Origin of the sequence: Aquimarina longa SW024 (assembly GCF_001401755.1) — a bacterium.
Lineage (GTDB): Bacteria > Bacteroidota > Bacteroidia > Flavobacteriales > Flavobacteriaceae > Aquimarina > Aquimarina longa.
Genome location: NZ_KQ474100.1, coordinates 71827 through 89167 on the forward strand (window position 1 = coordinate 71827; position 17341 = coordinate 89167).

19 protein-coding genes are annotated in these 17341 nt (G+C 29.0%); 17 read left to right on the forward strand and 2 right to left on the reverse strand.

Features of this window, described 5'->3' with window-relative positions:
• The 13 genes from N456_RS12835 (at position 1) to N456_RS12895 (ending at position 11630) form a co-directional block, all read left to right on the forward strand.
• Positions 1 to 813 (forward strand): leucine-rich repeat domain-containing protein, encoded by an 813-nt coding sequence (locus N456_RS12835; protein WP_062057690.1) that lies wholly within the window; start codon positions 1 to 3, stop codon positions 811 to 813.
• A 132-nt stretch (positions 814 to 945) separates the two neighbouring features.
• Positions 946 to 1170 carry a hypothetical protein gene (locus tag N456_RS12840; protein ID WP_062057693.1) on the forward strand — a complete coding sequence of 75 codons (225 nt, stop codon included), beginning with the start codon at positions 946 to 948 and terminating at the stop codon, positions 1168 to 1170.
• A gap of 16 nt (positions 1171 to 1186) precedes the next feature.
• On the forward strand, positions 1187 to 2053 hold the full coding sequence (locus N456_RS12845; RefSeq protein WP_062057696.1) for a hypothetical protein: 867 nt from the start codon (positions 1187 to 1189) through the stop codon (positions 2051 to 2053).
• Positions 2054 to 2185: 132 nt separating this feature from the next.
• The gene (locus tag N456_RS12850; RefSeq protein ID WP_062057699.1) at positions 2186 to 2431 is read left to right on the forward strand and encodes a hypothetical protein; all 246 of its coding nucleotides are present in this window, start codon (positions 2186 to 2188) and stop codon (positions 2429 to 2431) included.
• A 1-nt stretch (position 2432) separates the two neighbouring features.
• On the forward strand, positions 2433 to 3305 hold the full coding sequence (locus N456_RS12855; protein ID WP_062057702.1) for a hypothetical protein: 873 nt from the start codon (positions 2433 to 2435) through the stop codon (positions 3303 to 3305).
• A 282-nt stretch (positions 3306 to 3587) separates the two neighbouring features.
• Positions 3588 to 4052 (forward strand): hypothetical protein, encoded by a 465-nt coding sequence (locus N456_RS12860; RefSeq protein ID WP_062057704.1) that lies wholly within the window; start codon positions 3588 to 3590, stop codon positions 4050 to 4052.
• A 151-nt stretch (positions 4053 to 4203) separates the two neighbouring features.
• On the forward strand, positions 4204 to 5469 hold the full coding sequence (locus N456_RS12865; protein ID WP_062057706.1) for a MutS-related protein: 1266 nt from the start codon (positions 4204 to 4206) through the stop codon (positions 5467 to 5469).
• Between the two features lie 152 nt (positions 5470 to 5621).
• Positions 5622 to 7001: an MATE family efflux transporter gene (locus N456_RS12870; RefSeq protein WP_062057709.1), complete on the forward strand. Its 1380-nt coding sequence runs from the start codon at positions 5622 to 5624 to the stop codon at positions 6999 to 7001.
• A 141-nt stretch (positions 7002 to 7142) separates the two neighbouring features.
• The gene (locus N456_RS12875; protein ID WP_082422527.1) at positions 7143 to 8228 is read left to right on the forward strand and encodes an OmpA family protein; all 1086 of its coding nucleotides are present in this window, start codon (positions 7143 to 7145) and stop codon (positions 8226 to 8228) included.
• A gap of 76 nt (positions 8229 to 8304) precedes the next feature.
• The gene (locus tag N456_RS12880; RefSeq protein ID WP_062057716.1) at positions 8305 to 8532 is read left to right on the forward strand and encodes a hypothetical protein; all 228 of its coding nucleotides are present in this window, start codon (positions 8305 to 8307) and stop codon (positions 8530 to 8532) included.
• A gap of 21 nt (positions 8533 to 8553) precedes the next feature.
• Positions 8554 to 9117, forward strand: coding sequence for a phosphatase PAP2 family protein (locus tag N456_RS12885; RefSeq protein ID WP_062057719.1), 564 nt, complete (start codon positions 8554 to 8556; stop codon positions 9115 to 9117).
• Positions 9118 to 9770: 653 nt separating this feature from the next.
• Positions 9771 to 10064 carry a hypothetical protein gene (locus N456_RS12890; protein WP_062057721.1) on the forward strand — a complete coding sequence of 98 codons (294 nt, stop codon included), beginning with the start codon at positions 9771 to 9773 and terminating at the stop codon, positions 10062 to 10064.
• Between the two features lie 309 nt (positions 10065 to 10373).
• Positions 10374 to 11630: an acyloxyacyl hydrolase gene (locus tag N456_RS12895; protein ID WP_062057724.1), complete on the forward strand. Its 1257-nt coding sequence runs from the start codon at positions 10374 to 10376 to the stop codon at positions 11628 to 11630.
• Positions 11631 to 11645: 15 nt separating this feature from the next.
• Here N456_RS12895 and meaB read toward each other — a convergent pair whose 3' ends face one another.
• Both meaB and N456_RS12905 read right to left on the reverse strand, forming a co-directional pair.
• Positions 11646 to 12686: a methylmalonyl Co-A mutase-associated GTPase MeaB gene (gene meaB / locus N456_RS12900; protein WP_240315526.1), complete on the reverse strand. Its 1041-nt coding sequence runs from the start codon at positions 12684 to 12686 to the stop codon at positions 11646 to 11648.
• A 132-nt stretch (positions 12687 to 12818) separates the two neighbouring features.
• Complete coding sequence (locus tag N456_RS12905) at positions 12819 to 13373, reverse strand: DUF2911 domain-containing protein (protein ID WP_062057730.1); 555 nt, start codon at positions 13371 to 13373, stop codon at positions 12819 to 12821.
• Between the two features lie 355 nt (positions 13374 to 13728).
• Here N456_RS12905 and N456_RS12910 point away from each other — a divergent pair, with 355 nt between their 5' ends.
• The 4 genes from N456_RS12910 to N456_RS12925 all read left to right on the forward strand — a co-directional run bounded on the left by N456_RS12910 (position 13729) and on the right by N456_RS12925 (position 17220).
• Positions 13729 to 14220 carry an RNA polymerase sigma factor gene (locus N456_RS12910; RefSeq protein ID WP_062058628.1) on the forward strand — a complete coding sequence of 164 codons (492 nt, stop codon included), beginning with the start codon at positions 13729 to 13731 and terminating at the stop codon, positions 14218 to 14220.
• Complete coding sequence (locus tag N456_RS12915) at positions 14204 to 14812, forward strand: hypothetical protein (protein WP_062057733.1); 609 nt, start codon at positions 14204 to 14206, stop codon at positions 14810 to 14812. Before N456_RS12910 ends, N456_RS12915 begins: the two co-directional genes overlap by 17 nt.
• The gene (locus tag N456_RS12920) at positions 14796 to 16190 is read left to right on the forward strand and encodes a hypothetical protein (RefSeq protein WP_148639324.1); all 1395 of its coding nucleotides are present in this window, start codon (positions 14796 to 14798) and stop codon (positions 16188 to 16190) included. The genes N456_RS12915 and N456_RS12920 overlap by 17 nt, the downstream gene beginning before the upstream one ends.
• Before the next feature lie 391 nt (positions 16191 to 16581).
• Positions 16582 to 17220 carry a hypothetical protein gene (locus tag N456_RS12925; RefSeq protein WP_062057739.1) on the forward strand — a complete coding sequence of 213 codons (639 nt, stop codon included), beginning with the start codon at positions 16582 to 16584 and terminating at the stop codon, positions 17218 to 17220.
• Positions 17221 to 17341: the final 121 nt, after the last annotated feature.

Sequence of the window (17341 nt, forward strand, 5' to 3'; positions counted from 1 at the left end):
ATGGATATTAGAGAAGGGGCAGATTTTAAAGCTGCAAAGCAATATTATATTAAGAATAATGAAGGGGTAAATATATCACGAGAGATACAAAAATCTAACTTTTTTGAACAATTTTTAAAATATTTTGGTAATATAGAAAGTTTAGGTATTTCGGCTTATGGGAATGGAGTATCGTATGATTTTTTGTATCAAATGCAAAATTTAAAATCACTACATCTACATACAATGTATGATATAAATTTTGAACATTTAAGAAGCTTACAAGCCTTATCCGTTTGGTGGAACAAAAAAATGATCTCTAATTTTGATACCCTTTCAAAATTAGAAAATTTACAGATTATAGAGTTTGACGAAAAAGACATAACCAAACTAAGTTCTCTTACTAACTTAAAAAGCTTAAGTTTTGCTACAGCCAAGATCAAATCTCTTAAAGGTATAGAAACCCTTACTAACTTAGAAAATCTATCACTAGGAGGTGTACGAAGTCTTACGAATATTTCAAACATTACAGCATTACAAAACCTTAAGCATTTAGAGTTTGATATTTGTTGGAAGCTAAAAGACTTTAGCCCCATTGGAGAACTTAAAAAACTAAGAGAACTGGAGTTACTAGATTGTAAAAACCTTGAAAGTATCAAATTTGTAAAAAACTTACCAAATTTAAAACGTCTTTCAACATTAGGTACAACAATTATTAATGATTATGATACTACACCCGCCGAACACGTACCCGTATTTTTTGGTAGTCAGCATAATAAATACAACAAACAATATCCAGAAAAAGAAATCCATAAGAAGATAGAAGAGCTATAAATGAACGACTATCAATTCGATATGACGACCACGATGATGCATTTTCTTTTGATCACACCGTAGAGTTTGGAAACTTAGGTAATACTATAAAAAAAGAACTCCCTAGAAGTAATAGAAGGTATAGTTCATAAAATGAAAGGCTCTACCAAATTAGAACGAGAAATATATGAGCAGTTTATTATTATAGAGAAATATGGGGGCGTTATAAAAGAAAAAAGTATATTTAAAAAACTTCTAAATAAAGTTAATCCCGTTGGTGGTAGATTTGATTTAGACTCTGTAGAAGGATTGAGAAAATTTAAAAAACGAGCAAAGGAAGTTGCAAAAGAATATAACCTACCAACCAAATTCGAATAAGTAATATTGAATTAGTATGTATTTATCAGGTATCCAAACAGACCCATATTTAATGATTAAAGCAAGTTCAAATTTAAATGACGCTAAGCCTGAATTTACAGAAGGTAAATACTGTGTTCGTTTGAATGAGGATTTTTCAGAAGAATATCTCGAAGAATTTATGTGTAAATTTCAAAAGATAACATCATTAGATCTATCTACCTGTTATTATTATAAAGCTAAATCATCTTATGTATATCAGATGCCAAATTTAGAAACTCTTTCCATATCTTTATGGAAAGATACTGGTTTTATATTGGACTGTAACACCTTGCCAAAATCCATAAATACGCTTTGGCTAACAGTATATACAAAGAAAAAAATTATAAATTTTGATTCATTAAATAAGCATGTTGAATATTTGACAATATCTGGATTTGACGAAAAAGACCTAACCAAGCTAAGTTCTCTTACTAACTTAAAAAGCTTAAGTTTTGCTACAGCCAAAATCAAATCCCTTAAAGGGATAGAGACTCTTACTAGTTTAGAAAACCTATCACTAGGAGGTGTACGAAGTCTTACGGATATTTCAGACATTACAGCATTACAAAACCTTAAGCATTTAGAGTTTGATATTTGTTGGAAGCTAAAAGACTTTAGCCCCATTGGAGAACTTAAAAAACTAAGAGAACTGGAATTACTAGATTGCAAAAACCTTGAAAGCATCAAATTTGTAAAAAACTTACCAAATCTAAAACGTCTTTCAACATTAGGTACAACCATTATTAATGATTATGATACTACGCCCGCCGAACACGTACCCGTATTTTTTGGTAGTCAGCATAATAAATACAACAAACAATATCCAGAAAAAGAAATCCATAAGAAGATAGAAGAGCTATAAATGAACGACTATCAATTCGATATGACGACCACGATGATGCATTTTCTTTCGATCACACCGTAGAGTTTGGAAACTTAGGTAATACTATAAAAAAAGAACTCCCTAGAAGTAATAGGAGGTATAGTTCATAAAATGAAAGGCTCTACCAAATTAGAACGAGAAATATATGAGCAGTTTATTATTTTAGAAAAATATGGAGGTGATATTTCAAGAAAAGGAAGTGGTAAATTTCATCAACTTTTAAATAAAGTGAATCCTGTAGGAAGGCGCTATAGTATGAAAACAAAAGAAGGACAGAATAAATTAATTAAAAAAGCTAAAGAAATAGCAAAAAAGTATAGCTTACCAGAAGAATTTGAGCAAGTAATATTGAATTGATATGTATTTACAAACGAGCGTTCCTAACGAACCTTATTTAATGATAAAACCAGATTCCAATTTGGAATTAGTTGACGAAGAATTATTGAAAAAAGATTATAAAATTAGATTATTTGGGAACGGATATTCTAATGAATTTATATCTAATTTTATAACTATTTTTAGAAATACAACCTTACTAGATATTGGTAATTATACAGGTAATGCAGATGAAAAATTCATATATGAGTTTTCAAAACTTGAAGGTTTAGCAATATCACTTTTTCACGATAGTAACTTCATACTAGATTGCTCAAGACTACCAAAAAGCCTTTATTCTTTAAATTTGAGTGTCTGGTCAAAAAAGCATATCATTAATCTAGAAGCTCTAAACGATACAGATTTAGAAGTTTTGTACGTTGCAGACTTTGACGAAAAAGATCTTACAAAATTAAGTGGGCTTACCAATCTAAAAGGGTTGAGTGTAACCCGTTCTAAAATCAAATCTTTAAAGGGCATCGAAATGCTAACCAATTTAGAACGTATATCTTTTGGAGGTGTACGAAGTCTTACGGATATTTCAGACATTACAGCATTACAAAACCTTAAGCATTTAGAGTTTGATATTTGTTGGAAACTAAAAGACTTTAGCCCCATTGGAGAACTTAAAAAACTAAAAGAACTGGAGTTACTAGATTGCAAAAACCTTGAAAGCATCAAATTTGTAAAAAACTTACCAAATTTAAAACGTCTTTCAACATTGGGTACAACAATTATTAATGATTATGATACTACACCCGCTGAACACGTACCCGTATTTTTTGGTAGTCAGCATAATAAATACAACAAACAATATCCAGAAAAAGAAATCCATAAGAAGATAGAAGAGTTATGATGAATAAGGAGAAGAAATCTATAATTTTACCACAAAAAAGAAGTGTATAATATTGGTATGATCAATGATGTTCCTTCTTTTTTATTAGAAAAAATACCAGACAGCCTAAAAGGGTTTATTAGAATGGAATTTTATAATAGAGATACTCAAAAGACTTTTTTTAAAAACATTCCTGTTAAATTTTAAAAATTACCAATGGAGAATAATTTATTTTTTTACGGCCTTTTTAGTAGTATACTAGGGTTTTGTTATTTAATTTATAGAATAACTAGAAATATCAAAATGTCTACAGAAGATTTTGTGATTAAAGACTCTGCTTCTTTACAAAAGTTTAAAGAACAAGCAGATAAAATCACTGTTGATTTACAAGAAATAGAGTTTAGGCATCAATCTAGTCAAAAAGAAAATTTTGATTTTATGCCTTATGAAAGAGATATTTTATTAGAATCGGATAAATCAAAAAAGTATACCGAATATAAAAATAGAGGAGTCTTTGAGTTTAAATACAAAAATAAGCTTTTCCCTCATTTAATTTGCGTTGACAATATTCAAGAAAAAAATCTACTGATACATTTCTATCAAAAAAAACAAACAACTCTTTATATTGATAAACAAGATATGTCTAAAAGGTATTTAGACTTAAAATTTTTGGAAGAAGCAACTCAGAGAAAATATAAAGATGAAGGGATACAGTACCTTAATTTAGATACCTATGATTTAGAGATTAAACATAGTATTTATAAATAGTTAAGTATTATGCTAAAGATTTTTTTATTTTTTTACTAACACTGAGAATTTAGAACGTTTGAGGAACTCTATGAGTTTAATATACAAAAAGACTTATCTAGAAGTTTACCTCAAATATTATGTCGAAAAATTTATAGAGATAATAAACTATATGAGTGCTACTAAGGATTTACATATAAAAAAAGAGTTGTTACCGCTTTTTGATTACACTATTAACTTATATGCTAGGAATAGACTTCTTAAAATATTAAAAACACCTTTAATTTCAGAAAAAGAAAGTATTCAGAGGCAAAATATATTAAAAGGTTTTATAGAAAATGGAGTTGTTCTGAATGGATATTCTTATCCCATTTTATATCTCAGAGAAGTTTATGAGTTTTTAAATAGTTATACGTTACAAGAGTTACCAAAAAAGAAATTAAAATATAGAATACAGACTTCAAAAAAAGATAAAGCAATACTCAAAAGTCGATTTGCTCAACTCATATTATTGTTTCATCGGTTAGAAGTATTCTATTTTTCAAGAATAAATACTACATGTTTTCCAGAGTCATACCAATGTAAACTTAAAGAAATCATGGATTTTTTTGAAAGTTTTTCATTAAGTGATTATGAAAAATTAATCAGAGAATCTTCATTAAAAGATACCCATATTATTGAGCTTTCTGAAATAGTATTAAAAAAGGAATCAAAAGGAGCGATAGCATTGTTCTGGGATAATTTATTTCAGTTTGAAGCATATTTATCTATAAGTAAAGGGATTATAGAGCGCAACTTTATTTTTCCTCAATTTTCTGTAAATAGTTTATCTGTTGATAATTTTTTTCACCCATTACTAAAAAAACCTGTTGTAAATAGTTTTAAAACATCGAATACTGTTATTTTGTTAACAGGACCTAACATGTCCGGTAAATCTACTTTTTTAAAAGCAATAAGTATATGTATGTATTTAGGTCAAATAGGAATTGCTATACCCGCTAGTAAAGCAGAAATTCCATTCTTTAAAACTATTTCTGTAGCACTACATCATAGAGATGATATTCTTAGTGGCTATAGTCATTTTATGACAGAAATAGTAAATTTAAAGAATGTAGTGAATCAGGCTAGGAAAGAAGAGAAATGTTTTGCAGTCTTTGATGAATTGTTTAGTGGTACTAATGAAGAGGATGCATTCGAAATATGTACAGCAACTATAAAAGGGTTATCTAAGTTTAAGAATTCAATATTTTTTATTTCTACTCATATACAACGGTTACAAAAAAGCGCTACAATACCAGGTGTTTCAAGTTATTATATAGATTGTGAGTTTGTAAACAAGCTGCCAAAATTTACTTATAAAATAAAAGAAGATTGGTCAGAATTAAAGATCGGCAAGATACTTTTTGAAAAAGAAGGATTAAGTGATATGCTTACCTAAAAAGAAAATAATCTAAAAACATACTTTAGTATTCTACTAAATAGTCTAGTGAATACCCTTCGTTTAGAAAAAAACTAAATAACGTTAAATATGCAATAATAATGATTTAGTTTAGTCGCGTTCTAATACCTTTGCATCTTCAAAATTGTAAAATGTTACAACAATACACTAAAGAATTTCGATATAATCTAAAACTAGCAGCACCAGTAATGTTAGGTATGTTGGGACATACTTTTGTGGGTTTAATAGATAATATAATGGTGGGGCAACTAGGTACGGCAGAATTAGCAGCAGTATCTTTAGGTAATAGTTTTATGTTTATAGCAATGTCTTTAGGTATTGGGTTTTCTACAGCAATAACACCATTAGTAGCAGAGGCAGATGGAGAAGGTAATTTTGATCGTGGTAAATCAGTATTTAAGCATGGGTTATTTTTGTGTACAACTCTAGGGGTTGTGTTATTCTTGATAATTCTGGTAGCAAAACCTTTGATGTATTTAATGAAACAACCTCCAGAAGTTGTAGAATTAGCAATACCATATCTGGATTTGGTTGCATTCTCTTTAATTCCATTAATAAGTTTTCAGGCATTAAAGCAATTTTCAGACGGACTATCCATGACTAAATACCCTATGTATGCAACACTAGTTGCGAATTTAGTTAATGTGTTATTAAACTATGTACTAATTTTTGGGAAATTTGGATTTCCAGAAATGGGAATTGTAGGAGCAGCTGTAGGAACATTAGTATCAAGAATAGTAATGGTTGTGTTTTTATGGGTTTTTCTAAAGAAAAAAGAAAAATCTAAGTCTTATGTTACACGGGTTAATTTTTTTAGTTTAGAGCGTAGTGCTATAAATAAAATACTAGCATTAGGTTTTCCTTCTGCCTTGCAAATGTTTTTTGAGGTAGGTATTTTTACTGCAGCAGTATGGTTATCTGGTATTTTAGGAAAAAACCCTCAAGCTGCCAATCAAATTGCTTTAAACTTAGCTTCTATGACCTTTATGATAGCTATGGGATTAAGCGTTGCTGCTATGGTACGTGTTGGTAACCAAAAGGGACTTCGGCAATTTAAAGAATTAAAAAGAATTGCTATTTCCATTTTTTTATTAACTTTTTTAATAGAAGTTGTTTTTGCTTTATTTTTTACATTATGTAATGAGATATTACCTCAGATTTATTTAGATGTAGATGATATCGCCAATCAATTAGATACTACAGAAGTGATTGCTATAGCAGCTAAACTTTTGATTGTGGCAGCATTGTTTCAGATTTCTGATGGAATTCAAGTAGTAGTATTAGGAGCACTAAGAGGACTTCAGGATGTTAAAATTCCAACTGTGATAACATTTATAGCATATTGGGTAGTAGGATTTCCCATTAGCTACTACTTAGGGTTATATACATCGTATAAAAGCTCTGGGATTTGGATAGGGTTACTAGCAGGTCTTACAGTTTCTGCAGTATTATTGTATATTAGATTTCAGTATTTAACTAAGAATTTAATTCATGAAAAAGATACATTCTAAAAAGTTGGTATAGGTCACTGAAATTAAATATTCATATTTTTTTTAAATAAAAACAATGGCAAAATACCATTTTGTGACATCTTACGTTTATTTGGTATTAACTAATAATTAACTATCTTTCCAAAAAAACAGAATACAAAAATGCGAGTCCCAAATTCTAAATTTTATGTACTGCTTATTATTTTTACCATAATGGTTACTCAAAGCAGTATAGGTCAAAATTTTATTCATAGTAAAACCCAAAACTTAATTCCTAATCCTAGTTTTGAAGCTACTAATGCAGCTATTGCAAGATTAGAAATGGCAATGCAAAATTTTGGCATCATCAAAGATTGGAAAGCAGCTATTAATTCTCCTGATGCTTATCATCCTAGGCTAAAAGAGATCAGATTTAGTCATAAAGCACCAAATTTTTTAAAACAGTTTGGAAATCAAGATCCTAAAACAGGAGATGGAAAAGTAGGAATGTATATTGCAGGAGGAGCCTATAAAGAAGGAATAACTGCTAAACTAAAACAACCATTATCACCTGGAAAATATTATTATTTCCATATGTATGTTTCTTTGGCAGAAGGAGTATCTAATTCTTGTACATCATCGATCGGATCATATTTTACAGCAAGAAGCCCTAAAATAACAGCTACAGCAAAGTTTCCTTTACATATAAAATCTTCCAAAATGGTATGTGACACAAAAGGATGGGCTAAAGTCTGTGGGGTATATAAAGCAAAAGGAACTGAAAAATATATTTCTTTAGGATATTTCTCAGATAGCCCAAAAGGTAAATCGGTAAAAGGAAAAGACTTTGATACAGCATATTATTTTATAGATGATGTTTTGTTAATGGAAATGAGAGATCCTAAAAATCTTGTAGCAAGCCAAGTTTGTAACATGGCGCTTGATTTTTTACCAGTAGAATTCTTAATAGGAGAGAGTGAAGCATATAAAGAAATCCAACAAAAATTAGATTCTTATATTCAGTATGTAAAGATATTTAAAGTAACAACAGTAAAAATTATTGGTCATGCAGATGATGGAGGTTCCTCTTTTGAAAATGAAATTATGTCTGCTATGAGAGCTAATAATGTAAAAAAATACTTTGTAGAACAAGGGATAGATGAACCCTTAATTGAAGTTATAGCAGCAGGAAATACAGAGCCTATAGTTACAGAAAATTCTAATCTAGATCCAGAATCTAACAATAGAGTTGAAATTAAGATAGAGTAATGATTAGAGCGAAATAATTTTCGAGTTAACCTAAAAAAGGTAGTACCTTTGAGCTTTATAATTTTAAGTATTTACTATGGACTTTCCGAAATTCTTACTAGGTGATAATACAGATTATCCTAATGCTATTTTTGTAATTCATACAGAATTTCCTAGATGCATTATTAATCTAGAAAATGATGAGGTAGAATGGCTAGAAGAATTTGATAAGGATGATGAAAAAGAATTATTATCAGAGGCAGAAAACTTTTTGAAGGCAGCTAATGATTTTTATGATCGCGAGATAGAACGTTACGACGAATAATATATTATATACATTTAAGAAATGGAAGAACTGATACAATTAGATAAAGACCTTTTTTTATATCTTAATAATTTAGGAATACCAGCGTGGGATGGATTCTGGTTGTTTATGACCGAAAAATTGTATCAAATACCACTTTATGCGGTATTATTATTCTTTTTTTATAAATATTTTGGAATCAGAGGTACTATCATTACTCTAATTACCGTAGCATTATTAATCACTGCTACAGACCAATTATCTAATCTGTTTAAAAATGTATTATTTATGAGACCTAGACCTTGTAGAGCTCTTGGTGTAGCTGACTTTACTCGTTTTATAGCAGAGCGCTGTGGGAGACATGGATATTTTTCTGGTCATGCAGCAAGCTCTATGGCATTAGCTTTTTTTACAGGTTTAACGTTACGCAAACATCTAAAATATATTTTTCCTTTTATGGTAGTATGGTCTATCGTCGTAAGTTATAGTAGAATCTATATAGGAGTGCATTATCCCGGAGATATTATTACTGGTATGATAATCGGTGTTTTATTAGGATTTGGAGCTTATAAATTACATACATTCCTTGTAAAAAAATACGGATAGGTATTTTGTGGTAAGAAGGTGATACTAGCCTAAACTTTAAAAAAATCATATGTAATCAGCCCCTTTTTTTTGTTATACATCTCTAAAAAAAATAGAGGTATAGCTTCCTCTACACGATATTTATATTTGATAACTCATTTAGGTAAAGAGTAATTCAAAATCTTCAATTAATAAATAAGAAGTTATTAGTAAAGTTATTTTTTAAACAAAAACACTTTTCTTAAATTAAAAAGACTACCGTTTTATATATAAACTTTATTTAACCTTTTTGATTTAATCAATCTAATAAATTATGTTTTTTATTCTTATAAAAAAATGGCATAAGAAGGGGGTTGATGATTTAGCATAAGACTATAAAAGTAAAATAAGAACTATACTGTTTTTATATATAAAAATCATACTATATTGTTTTAAAGTAAAAATAACTGCTTTTTAACAAGTAAAAAATTGAAAAAAATAATTGATTATTAAAGTTGATTTTATATTCGTTTCATTTTTTTTAAGTAGACTTGTAATACATTCTCAGTGAAATGATTCTTACTCAATTAAAAATAACTTGAGGTTATTGTATATGATGTATAAGACCTCAAGATTTATGATAAGGATACTATTTTTTGATATCATATATACATTTACATTAAAACCTAAAAGTTATGAGAAGAGTAATTGTTGATTATAAAAAGCTGAATAAAAGAATTTTAAACCTCTTGGTAGAGAAGTTTCCTGATGGATATGATGATAAAGACATCATTTCGTTTAAAAACCAGTATAATGAAGTTATTGAAGCGGTAGAGGTAAGAACAGAAGAAACTATATATCTAGTAAAAATTAGTAAACGTTTATCTGATACTATGCAAAGTTTTGAAGAAGAGGAGGAGGAGACTAATACTATGAATTCAATTTCAGAAACAGAGCATAAAGATAAAGTGTTAGATATGGATAGTTAAAATATCTAGAGTATTTAGTTTTTGTTTTAGGATTATAAGCTAAAAGTGTTTTTTACAAGAAGAAGAAGATACAGGTAATACTTGTTTTTATAACTATGTTTTTGATTTTTTATTATTATAAGAGATATATTCCAGAATTTAATTAATAAACTTATCATTGTTCTATAAGAAATTATTTTTTTAACATTTTATTTAGATATATTTATATATTTGACGTGTTAAAAAAATGATTTAATTAAATTCCCAGATTTATGATTGAATTGTAAAAGAGTTTACTATATCAATTAGATTATCTGGTAAAATATATAAATGACACAACTGTATTGTTACCTGCTTCTGTTTTTTATTGGAATACAACTAAGAGGGCAGACATCTAATGAAGATCATAAAACTTCGTTTTTTATTACACCAGAAGTTTTATTAGGAAAAACAACAGAACCTAATACTGGTTTTCCAAAGACTAAACTATTAAAATCTATTTTTATAAGTATTGGAGCTTATAATAAAGCAATTGATAAGCAGTGGGCTTCTAGACTAGGATACCCAAAAACAGGGATTTCATTAGGGATAACCGATTTTGGAAACAAAGAAAAAGTAGGTAGAGCATATGCGTTAATGCCTTTCGTTGAAATAGGGTTGTTTTCTAGAAGAACGAATAAATGGCATCTTAATATGGGGTTTGGAGGTTCCTATATCGATACAAAATACCATCCAGAAACCAATCCTTTTAATAAAGCAATTACCACAAGTTTTAATTGGTCGTTTAAATCTTTTTTGTACTATGATGTACTGAGTTGTAAACCAATAAAATGGCGACTAGGATTAGGATATGGACATTATTCTAATGGGCATACAAAACTTCCTAATCAAGGGTTAAATTCTTTTATGATTAGTGCATCAGCTTCTATAGGAGAACAAGAAGAGAGTTCTACAGAAGATTTTATTGCATTAAAAAAAGAACGTACCAAATCATCACAAACTTATTTTTCATTTCGTAGCGGAATAGGTCAAAATGTTCTTTCAGAAACCTTTAATTCTAAAAAAGAAGTATACTCTGTCGCATTTTCTGTAGGTAAAGTGGTACATAAGATTTTTAAATTTGGAGTAGGTTTTTATGGTAGATTTTATGAACATTATTATGATCATATAAAGAATAATGAAGAATTGATAGATGATCAAGTATCTTTTTTTAAAGAAAAACCTTTTGTTTATGCTAGTAATTATGGTTTTTTTTCTACCGCAGAAATTTTTATAGGTCATGTAGGAGTTGAATTTGATTTAGGTCTTAATATTCACAAACCGTTTTATAAAATTGATTGGCAGCTTACTCAGGGTAAAACATACAATAACACATATACTTTAGGAGAATTAGATTGGTATTACGAAGTGAAACGAACAATATCAAGTAGACTTAGTGTTAAATATTATTTATTTAACGCTCATCATACTCATAAAAACAACTTTTTTTTAGGGGCAAGCATCAATGCTAACTTAGGACAGGCAGATTTTTCTGAACTTAGTTTAGGATATGTATATCGTTTTAAATATAAGAAAAAGAAGAAGTAAGTTTTTGAGTCATAGTTATCCTAGATCATCTTTACTAATTTCTAATAAATATTTTGCAGCAGTAAAAGGTGTGATTTTATGTTTTTGTACAGCATCAATTTGCGAAGCTAGCTTATCTTTTACTTTTATATTATTATAAAATGATGTTTTTAATTGCTCTTCTATAGTTTGTAAGAGCCAAAATTTATTTTGTTGAGTTCTATTTTTTTCAAAAAAACCATTTGTAGAAGTAATCTCTAGGTATTTTAGAATTAATTTCCAGACATCTTCAATACCAGTATTCTCCATAGCACTACAAGTTAATACTTTTGGAGTCCAACTACTCTGAGCAAGTGGATATAAATGAAGAGCTTTTGTGAACTGGTTTTTAGCTTTTTGTGCAGGAATAAAATTATCTCCATCAGCTTTATTAATAACCAAGGCATCAGCCATTTCAATAATACCTCTTTTTATTCCTTGTAATTCATCCCCAGCTCCTGCTAATTTTAGTAATAAAAAAAAGTCAACCATACTATGTACTGCTGTCTCACTTTGTCCTACACCTACAGTTTCGATAATGATAACATCATACCCTGCAGCTTCACAAAGAATAATAGATTCTCTAGTTTTTTGGGCTACCCCTCCCAGAGATTTACCAGAAGGAGAAGGGCGAATAAAAGCATCATTAGACCGTACTAGAGATTCCATTCTGGTTTTGTCACCTAAAATACTACCATGTGATATACTACTACTAGGATCGATTGCTAGGATAGCAACTTTTTTTCCTTTTTGTAATAATAAATTTCCTAGAGCTTCAATAAAAGTACTTTTACCTACTCCCGGAACTCCAGTAATTCCTATTCTTACAGAGTTATTAGCATGTGGGAGGCACATTTCAACAAGTTGTTGCGCTTTTTCAGAATGATCATATTGAGTGCTCTCTATTAATGTAATTCCTTTACTTAAAGCAGCAGTATCTTTAGCAATGATTGCTTTAAACATAGTATCGACTGAAACTATTTTCTGTTGTAGTTTTTTAAATCGATCAATTGCTTTACTATTAGTATTTGAAATCACTTTAAAAAAAGAATTAATATGTTTGATAGACTTTTTGGCACAGAATGGTTTTATGACAAAGTTATAAATTCATTTTAGAACCCTAAAATTAATAAGGAGTTCTTATTCTTATGAAGTATATTAAAAAGAGAATTATACTTTTATTGGAACTGCGATTGCTGTTCTATCCCAAGCAAGGTATAATATGGTAAAGTTATTTGCATTTTCAAAATAAATCGAAAATTGTTCTACCACATTTAGTAGAGGTTGTACAGGGACTTCTATAATAAGAGTATCATATAAAGGATCTCGTTTTGCTGTACCATCCATATGAACACCCCAATTATAGTGTTTACTATTAAAAATTACTTTCCATGACTTAGAGTTTGGGATTGTCCATAGGGTATAAGTGCCAGATTTAATAGGAGTTCCATCGATGATGATATCTTTATCAGTTGTAAATGTAGTAGCCTCATTAGCTCCAGTTCTCCATACTTTATTATAAGGAATTAATTCTCCAAAAATTACTCTTTCTTTTTTATATGGTCGATTATAAAATATACTGAAGGTTGCATCTTTTACGGTATGGGAGATTGTTTGTTCAGGACTATGTTTTTTTGTGTTTTGTTTTATAAGATACATACCAGTTATTCCTGTTATTATTAATCCCAATACAATAAACAGTATATGCTTTAAAAGTTTTGACATGATGCTTTTTGATTTTAAATATAATTCTTTTACTGTTTAAACATATGGTTATTAAGTTCTAAATAAGAAAAAATGCTTTAAAACTGTTATGATATTATATGTTATGTCATTAAAACGGTACAAAAAGTAATATAATTCATTGAATGACTTAATGTTAATTGTTTAGTAATCAGTTTTTTTATAGCCTGAATAAAGTTTTTATCTATAATTTTGCAACATAAAGTATCTGTTTTCGTCTTTTTAGATGAATACAATTTAATACTATTTTTGAATAATAATCATTAACCAAAAGTAAAGAAGTTTGTTACAAAGCGAGCTAATAGAACAATGTAGGACTAACGATCGTAGAGCGCAGATGAAACTCTATAATAAATACTGTGATGGTATGTATTATGTAGCATTACGTTTTCTTAAAGATCCATTTGAAGCAGAAGAAGCTATGCAAGAATCTTTTATTAAAGCATTTACAAGACTTCATCAATTTACTGGAGATGTTACTTTTGGAGCTTGGCTTAAGCGGATTGTAATTAATAAAAGTATTGATATGTTAAAGGCAAAGAAGATGAATATGGTAGCGATTAATGAGCAGGTTATGACTACAGTAGAGGAGCAAAATGATTGGTCAGTATCTGATTCTGTTACCGTAGATGAAGTGAAAAAAGCTATCGAAACATTACCCGAAAAATATAAATATGCAGTCATGTTATTTTTGATAGAAGGGTATGATCATAACGAAATCAGTGAGATATTAAATATTACTCCCGTTTCATCAAGAACATTAGTACATAGAGGGAAAAAGCAGTTACAAGAACAATTAAAACATTTGAGAGATGGCACAGGATATTAGAGAACTGTTAAGACAGGATAAGCAAATTCCTTCAGAACAGATAAGAGAAGGGCATCAACAACGGTTTTTGTCTAAGTTAGAAAAAGAATTGCCTAAGAAAACTAGGAGTTTTAATTATAAATGGATAAATATTGCAGCAAGTATCATTGTTATCTTTTCCATTTCATTAATCTCATATAATCAATTCGGGGGTAATAAACCTCAGGAAACAGAGGTTGTAGGTTTGGATAATAATGTAAAAAACTCTTCTGTAATACTAGCAAAACAGTCTTCATCTTTAGCAGAGATATCTCCCGAGTATGAAAAGGTAGAGAGTAGTATATTGACGAGTATAAAATTTCAGCTATCAAAAATAACAATTGACGATACGAATAGAGAGTTAGTAGAAAGCTTTAAAGTTCGACTAGGTAATTTGGATAAAGAATATCAAAAACTTAATAAAGAACTGATAGAAGTAGGTCCTAATGTACAAAGTATAGAGGCTATGATGGAGAATTTAACCATAAGATTATCTCTTTTAAATAGATTAAAAGATAAATTAAAAGAATTAGAGCGTATTGAAAATGAAAATTACAATGAGATACAAGCTTAATATAATAACATTTAGTGTGTTATCCTGTATTGGTAGTATAGGGTTAAATGCTCAGGATAAACAAAATAAATTAAGCGAAAAATTGATGGTAAACAATGATGTTACCTTAACTCTTAATACAAGCCATACGAATATTATATTTGAAACATGGAATAAAAATACAATAGCAGTAGAAGCTTATTTGGAAGGAAATCTTTCTGAAGAAAATAATAAACGTATTCTTGATAGTTGGCAAGTAAATGTATTGGGAGATCAACAAAACGTTACTATTAATTCTTCTGCAGGTAATTTATGGGGAAAAAATGAAGCAAACTCTACTATTGCATTGAATAGAAGGAGTTTACAAGAGTTGAAGATGTTAGAACCTATGATTGTTAGTATGTTAGAACCTATTATGAAAAATATGGCTAAAAACCCTATGCCAAATGCTCTTACAGAAAACCATTCTAATGTAAATTATAATAATGGTTCTTATAAAGAAGATAAAAAATATGTTCAGCAATGGGAAAGCCAAATACGAGAAAAATTTAAAGAAGATGCAGCTCTTGAAAAACAAAAATGGATAAAACAATTTGAAAATACTAATTCAGAGCAATTATCACCAGGGCAGATGAAGGTTCGCTTAGAGGCTTGGGGAGAGCAATATGACAGACAAATGCAAGCATGGGCATCTCAATTGATAAAGGATGTTGGAAATCAACAACCAGGAATCACTAATATTACTGTTTATCGCAGATATAATACTACTAATAAAATAAACGCAGATAATATCAGTAAGACTATAAAAATACGTATACCTAAGAGAGCTAATTTAAGACTTAATATTCGACATGGAAATATCCAACTAGCAGAAATAGCCAATAATATTAAAGCTTCTTTATCTCATACTACGCTTTCTGCTAATATTATAGATGGGGATCAGACCTATATCAAATCTTCTTATTCTCCAGTCTCTGTTCGCCAATGGAATAATGGTAGATTAGTCGTAAACTATGTGAAAAATTGTAGAATACAGAAAGCTAAGAATCTTCTTGTTAATGCAGACTCTAGTAATGTTTTTATTCAAGAGCTTAATGATAATGGAGCAATATCAGGAAGTTTTGGAGTCATTACTATAGCAAATCTAGGAGAGTCTTTTTCTACTTTAGATTTGGCAATCCAAAATAGTGATTTTAAGCTAAAGCTACCTAAAGCATCATTTAATTTATCTTATAATGGAGCACAAAGCGTAATTTCTTTGCCTGAAACTCTAGACATAAATACTAGAAATAATTTTGGAAATGTAGTGGTTAATGGGTTTCAAAATACTCGTAGTACTGATAAAATGATTACAATTAATGCTAAGTATAGTAAAGTTGTACTGAATAATAATAAATAAAGTTTTTTCATATTTAATATAGTGTTAGTTACAGAAAAACTCTATCAATAGATACGCTCTATCGGTAGGGTTTTTTTTCTTAACATTAATGTACTGCTAATTACTTTATAATAGATAACAGATGTAAGAATATAATAGGGTGTGTCCTTTAATCTGTCTAATTAGGTGTTTTATCTATGATTTTTTAGTTGTTTTATTTTTAAAAAACTAATAATCAGCTGATTAACATTAAATAAACACTTATTTAACGTTTTTTGTGTTTTTTATCGAAAATTACTTTCATTTGATCTAAAAGTCTATTTTTTAGTTTTTTTAACTACAATTAAGTAATATCATTGTACGGTAAAACCATATCAATAAAGCAGTAATCCTTTATTTTAATAAACAAGCAATGAAATCAATACTATATTTTTTTAGTTTATTTTTAGCCCTATCTACATATGCAAATGGTATAGATGATTCTTTAGAAGTAGAAAAAGAAGGACTTGTTGTTGTTGTTGTAAATTTTCAAGATGGAGATAAGATAAAATTGTTTGAGGTAGAAAGTGGTGATCATGTTTTATCTAAAACAAGAGGAGAGGTTGATCTTAGTTTTTTGCCAGTAGGTGCATATCTATTAGAGAATAGTGAAGGAGAATCTGTAATTATCGAAAGATTAGAAGAAGATATTAATATTACAGAAGCATTAGATAACGATTTTGTTATAGAAAATGATAGTGAAAGAATGTACATGCCAGCAGAGATTAATATTGAAAAAGAATACATTCATTATTATGATAATGCAGAAACCAACCTTTTATCAATAACAAGAGAAGGAAATTTTATTACAGTAGATGATTTTGAAGAAGGTGATAAAATAAAATTATTCGAAGTAAAAAATACAGTACATGTGTTATCAAAAACAACAAATGTTGTAGACCTTAGTCAATTACCAGTAGGAGTATATGTTCTTGAAAATAATAAAGGAAAATCCGTTGTGATAGAAAAATTAGAAGAAGATAATACACAATACTCTGAAATAGTAGAGTAAACTTAGGGGAATACAAAAAAAACATAAAGGTAAAAGAGCCAACCGTCTAAAGAATTTTAGACGGTTTTTTTTATGCTATATTTTTACATCCTGAAAAAATGGGAGAAAATTTTTAAAATTT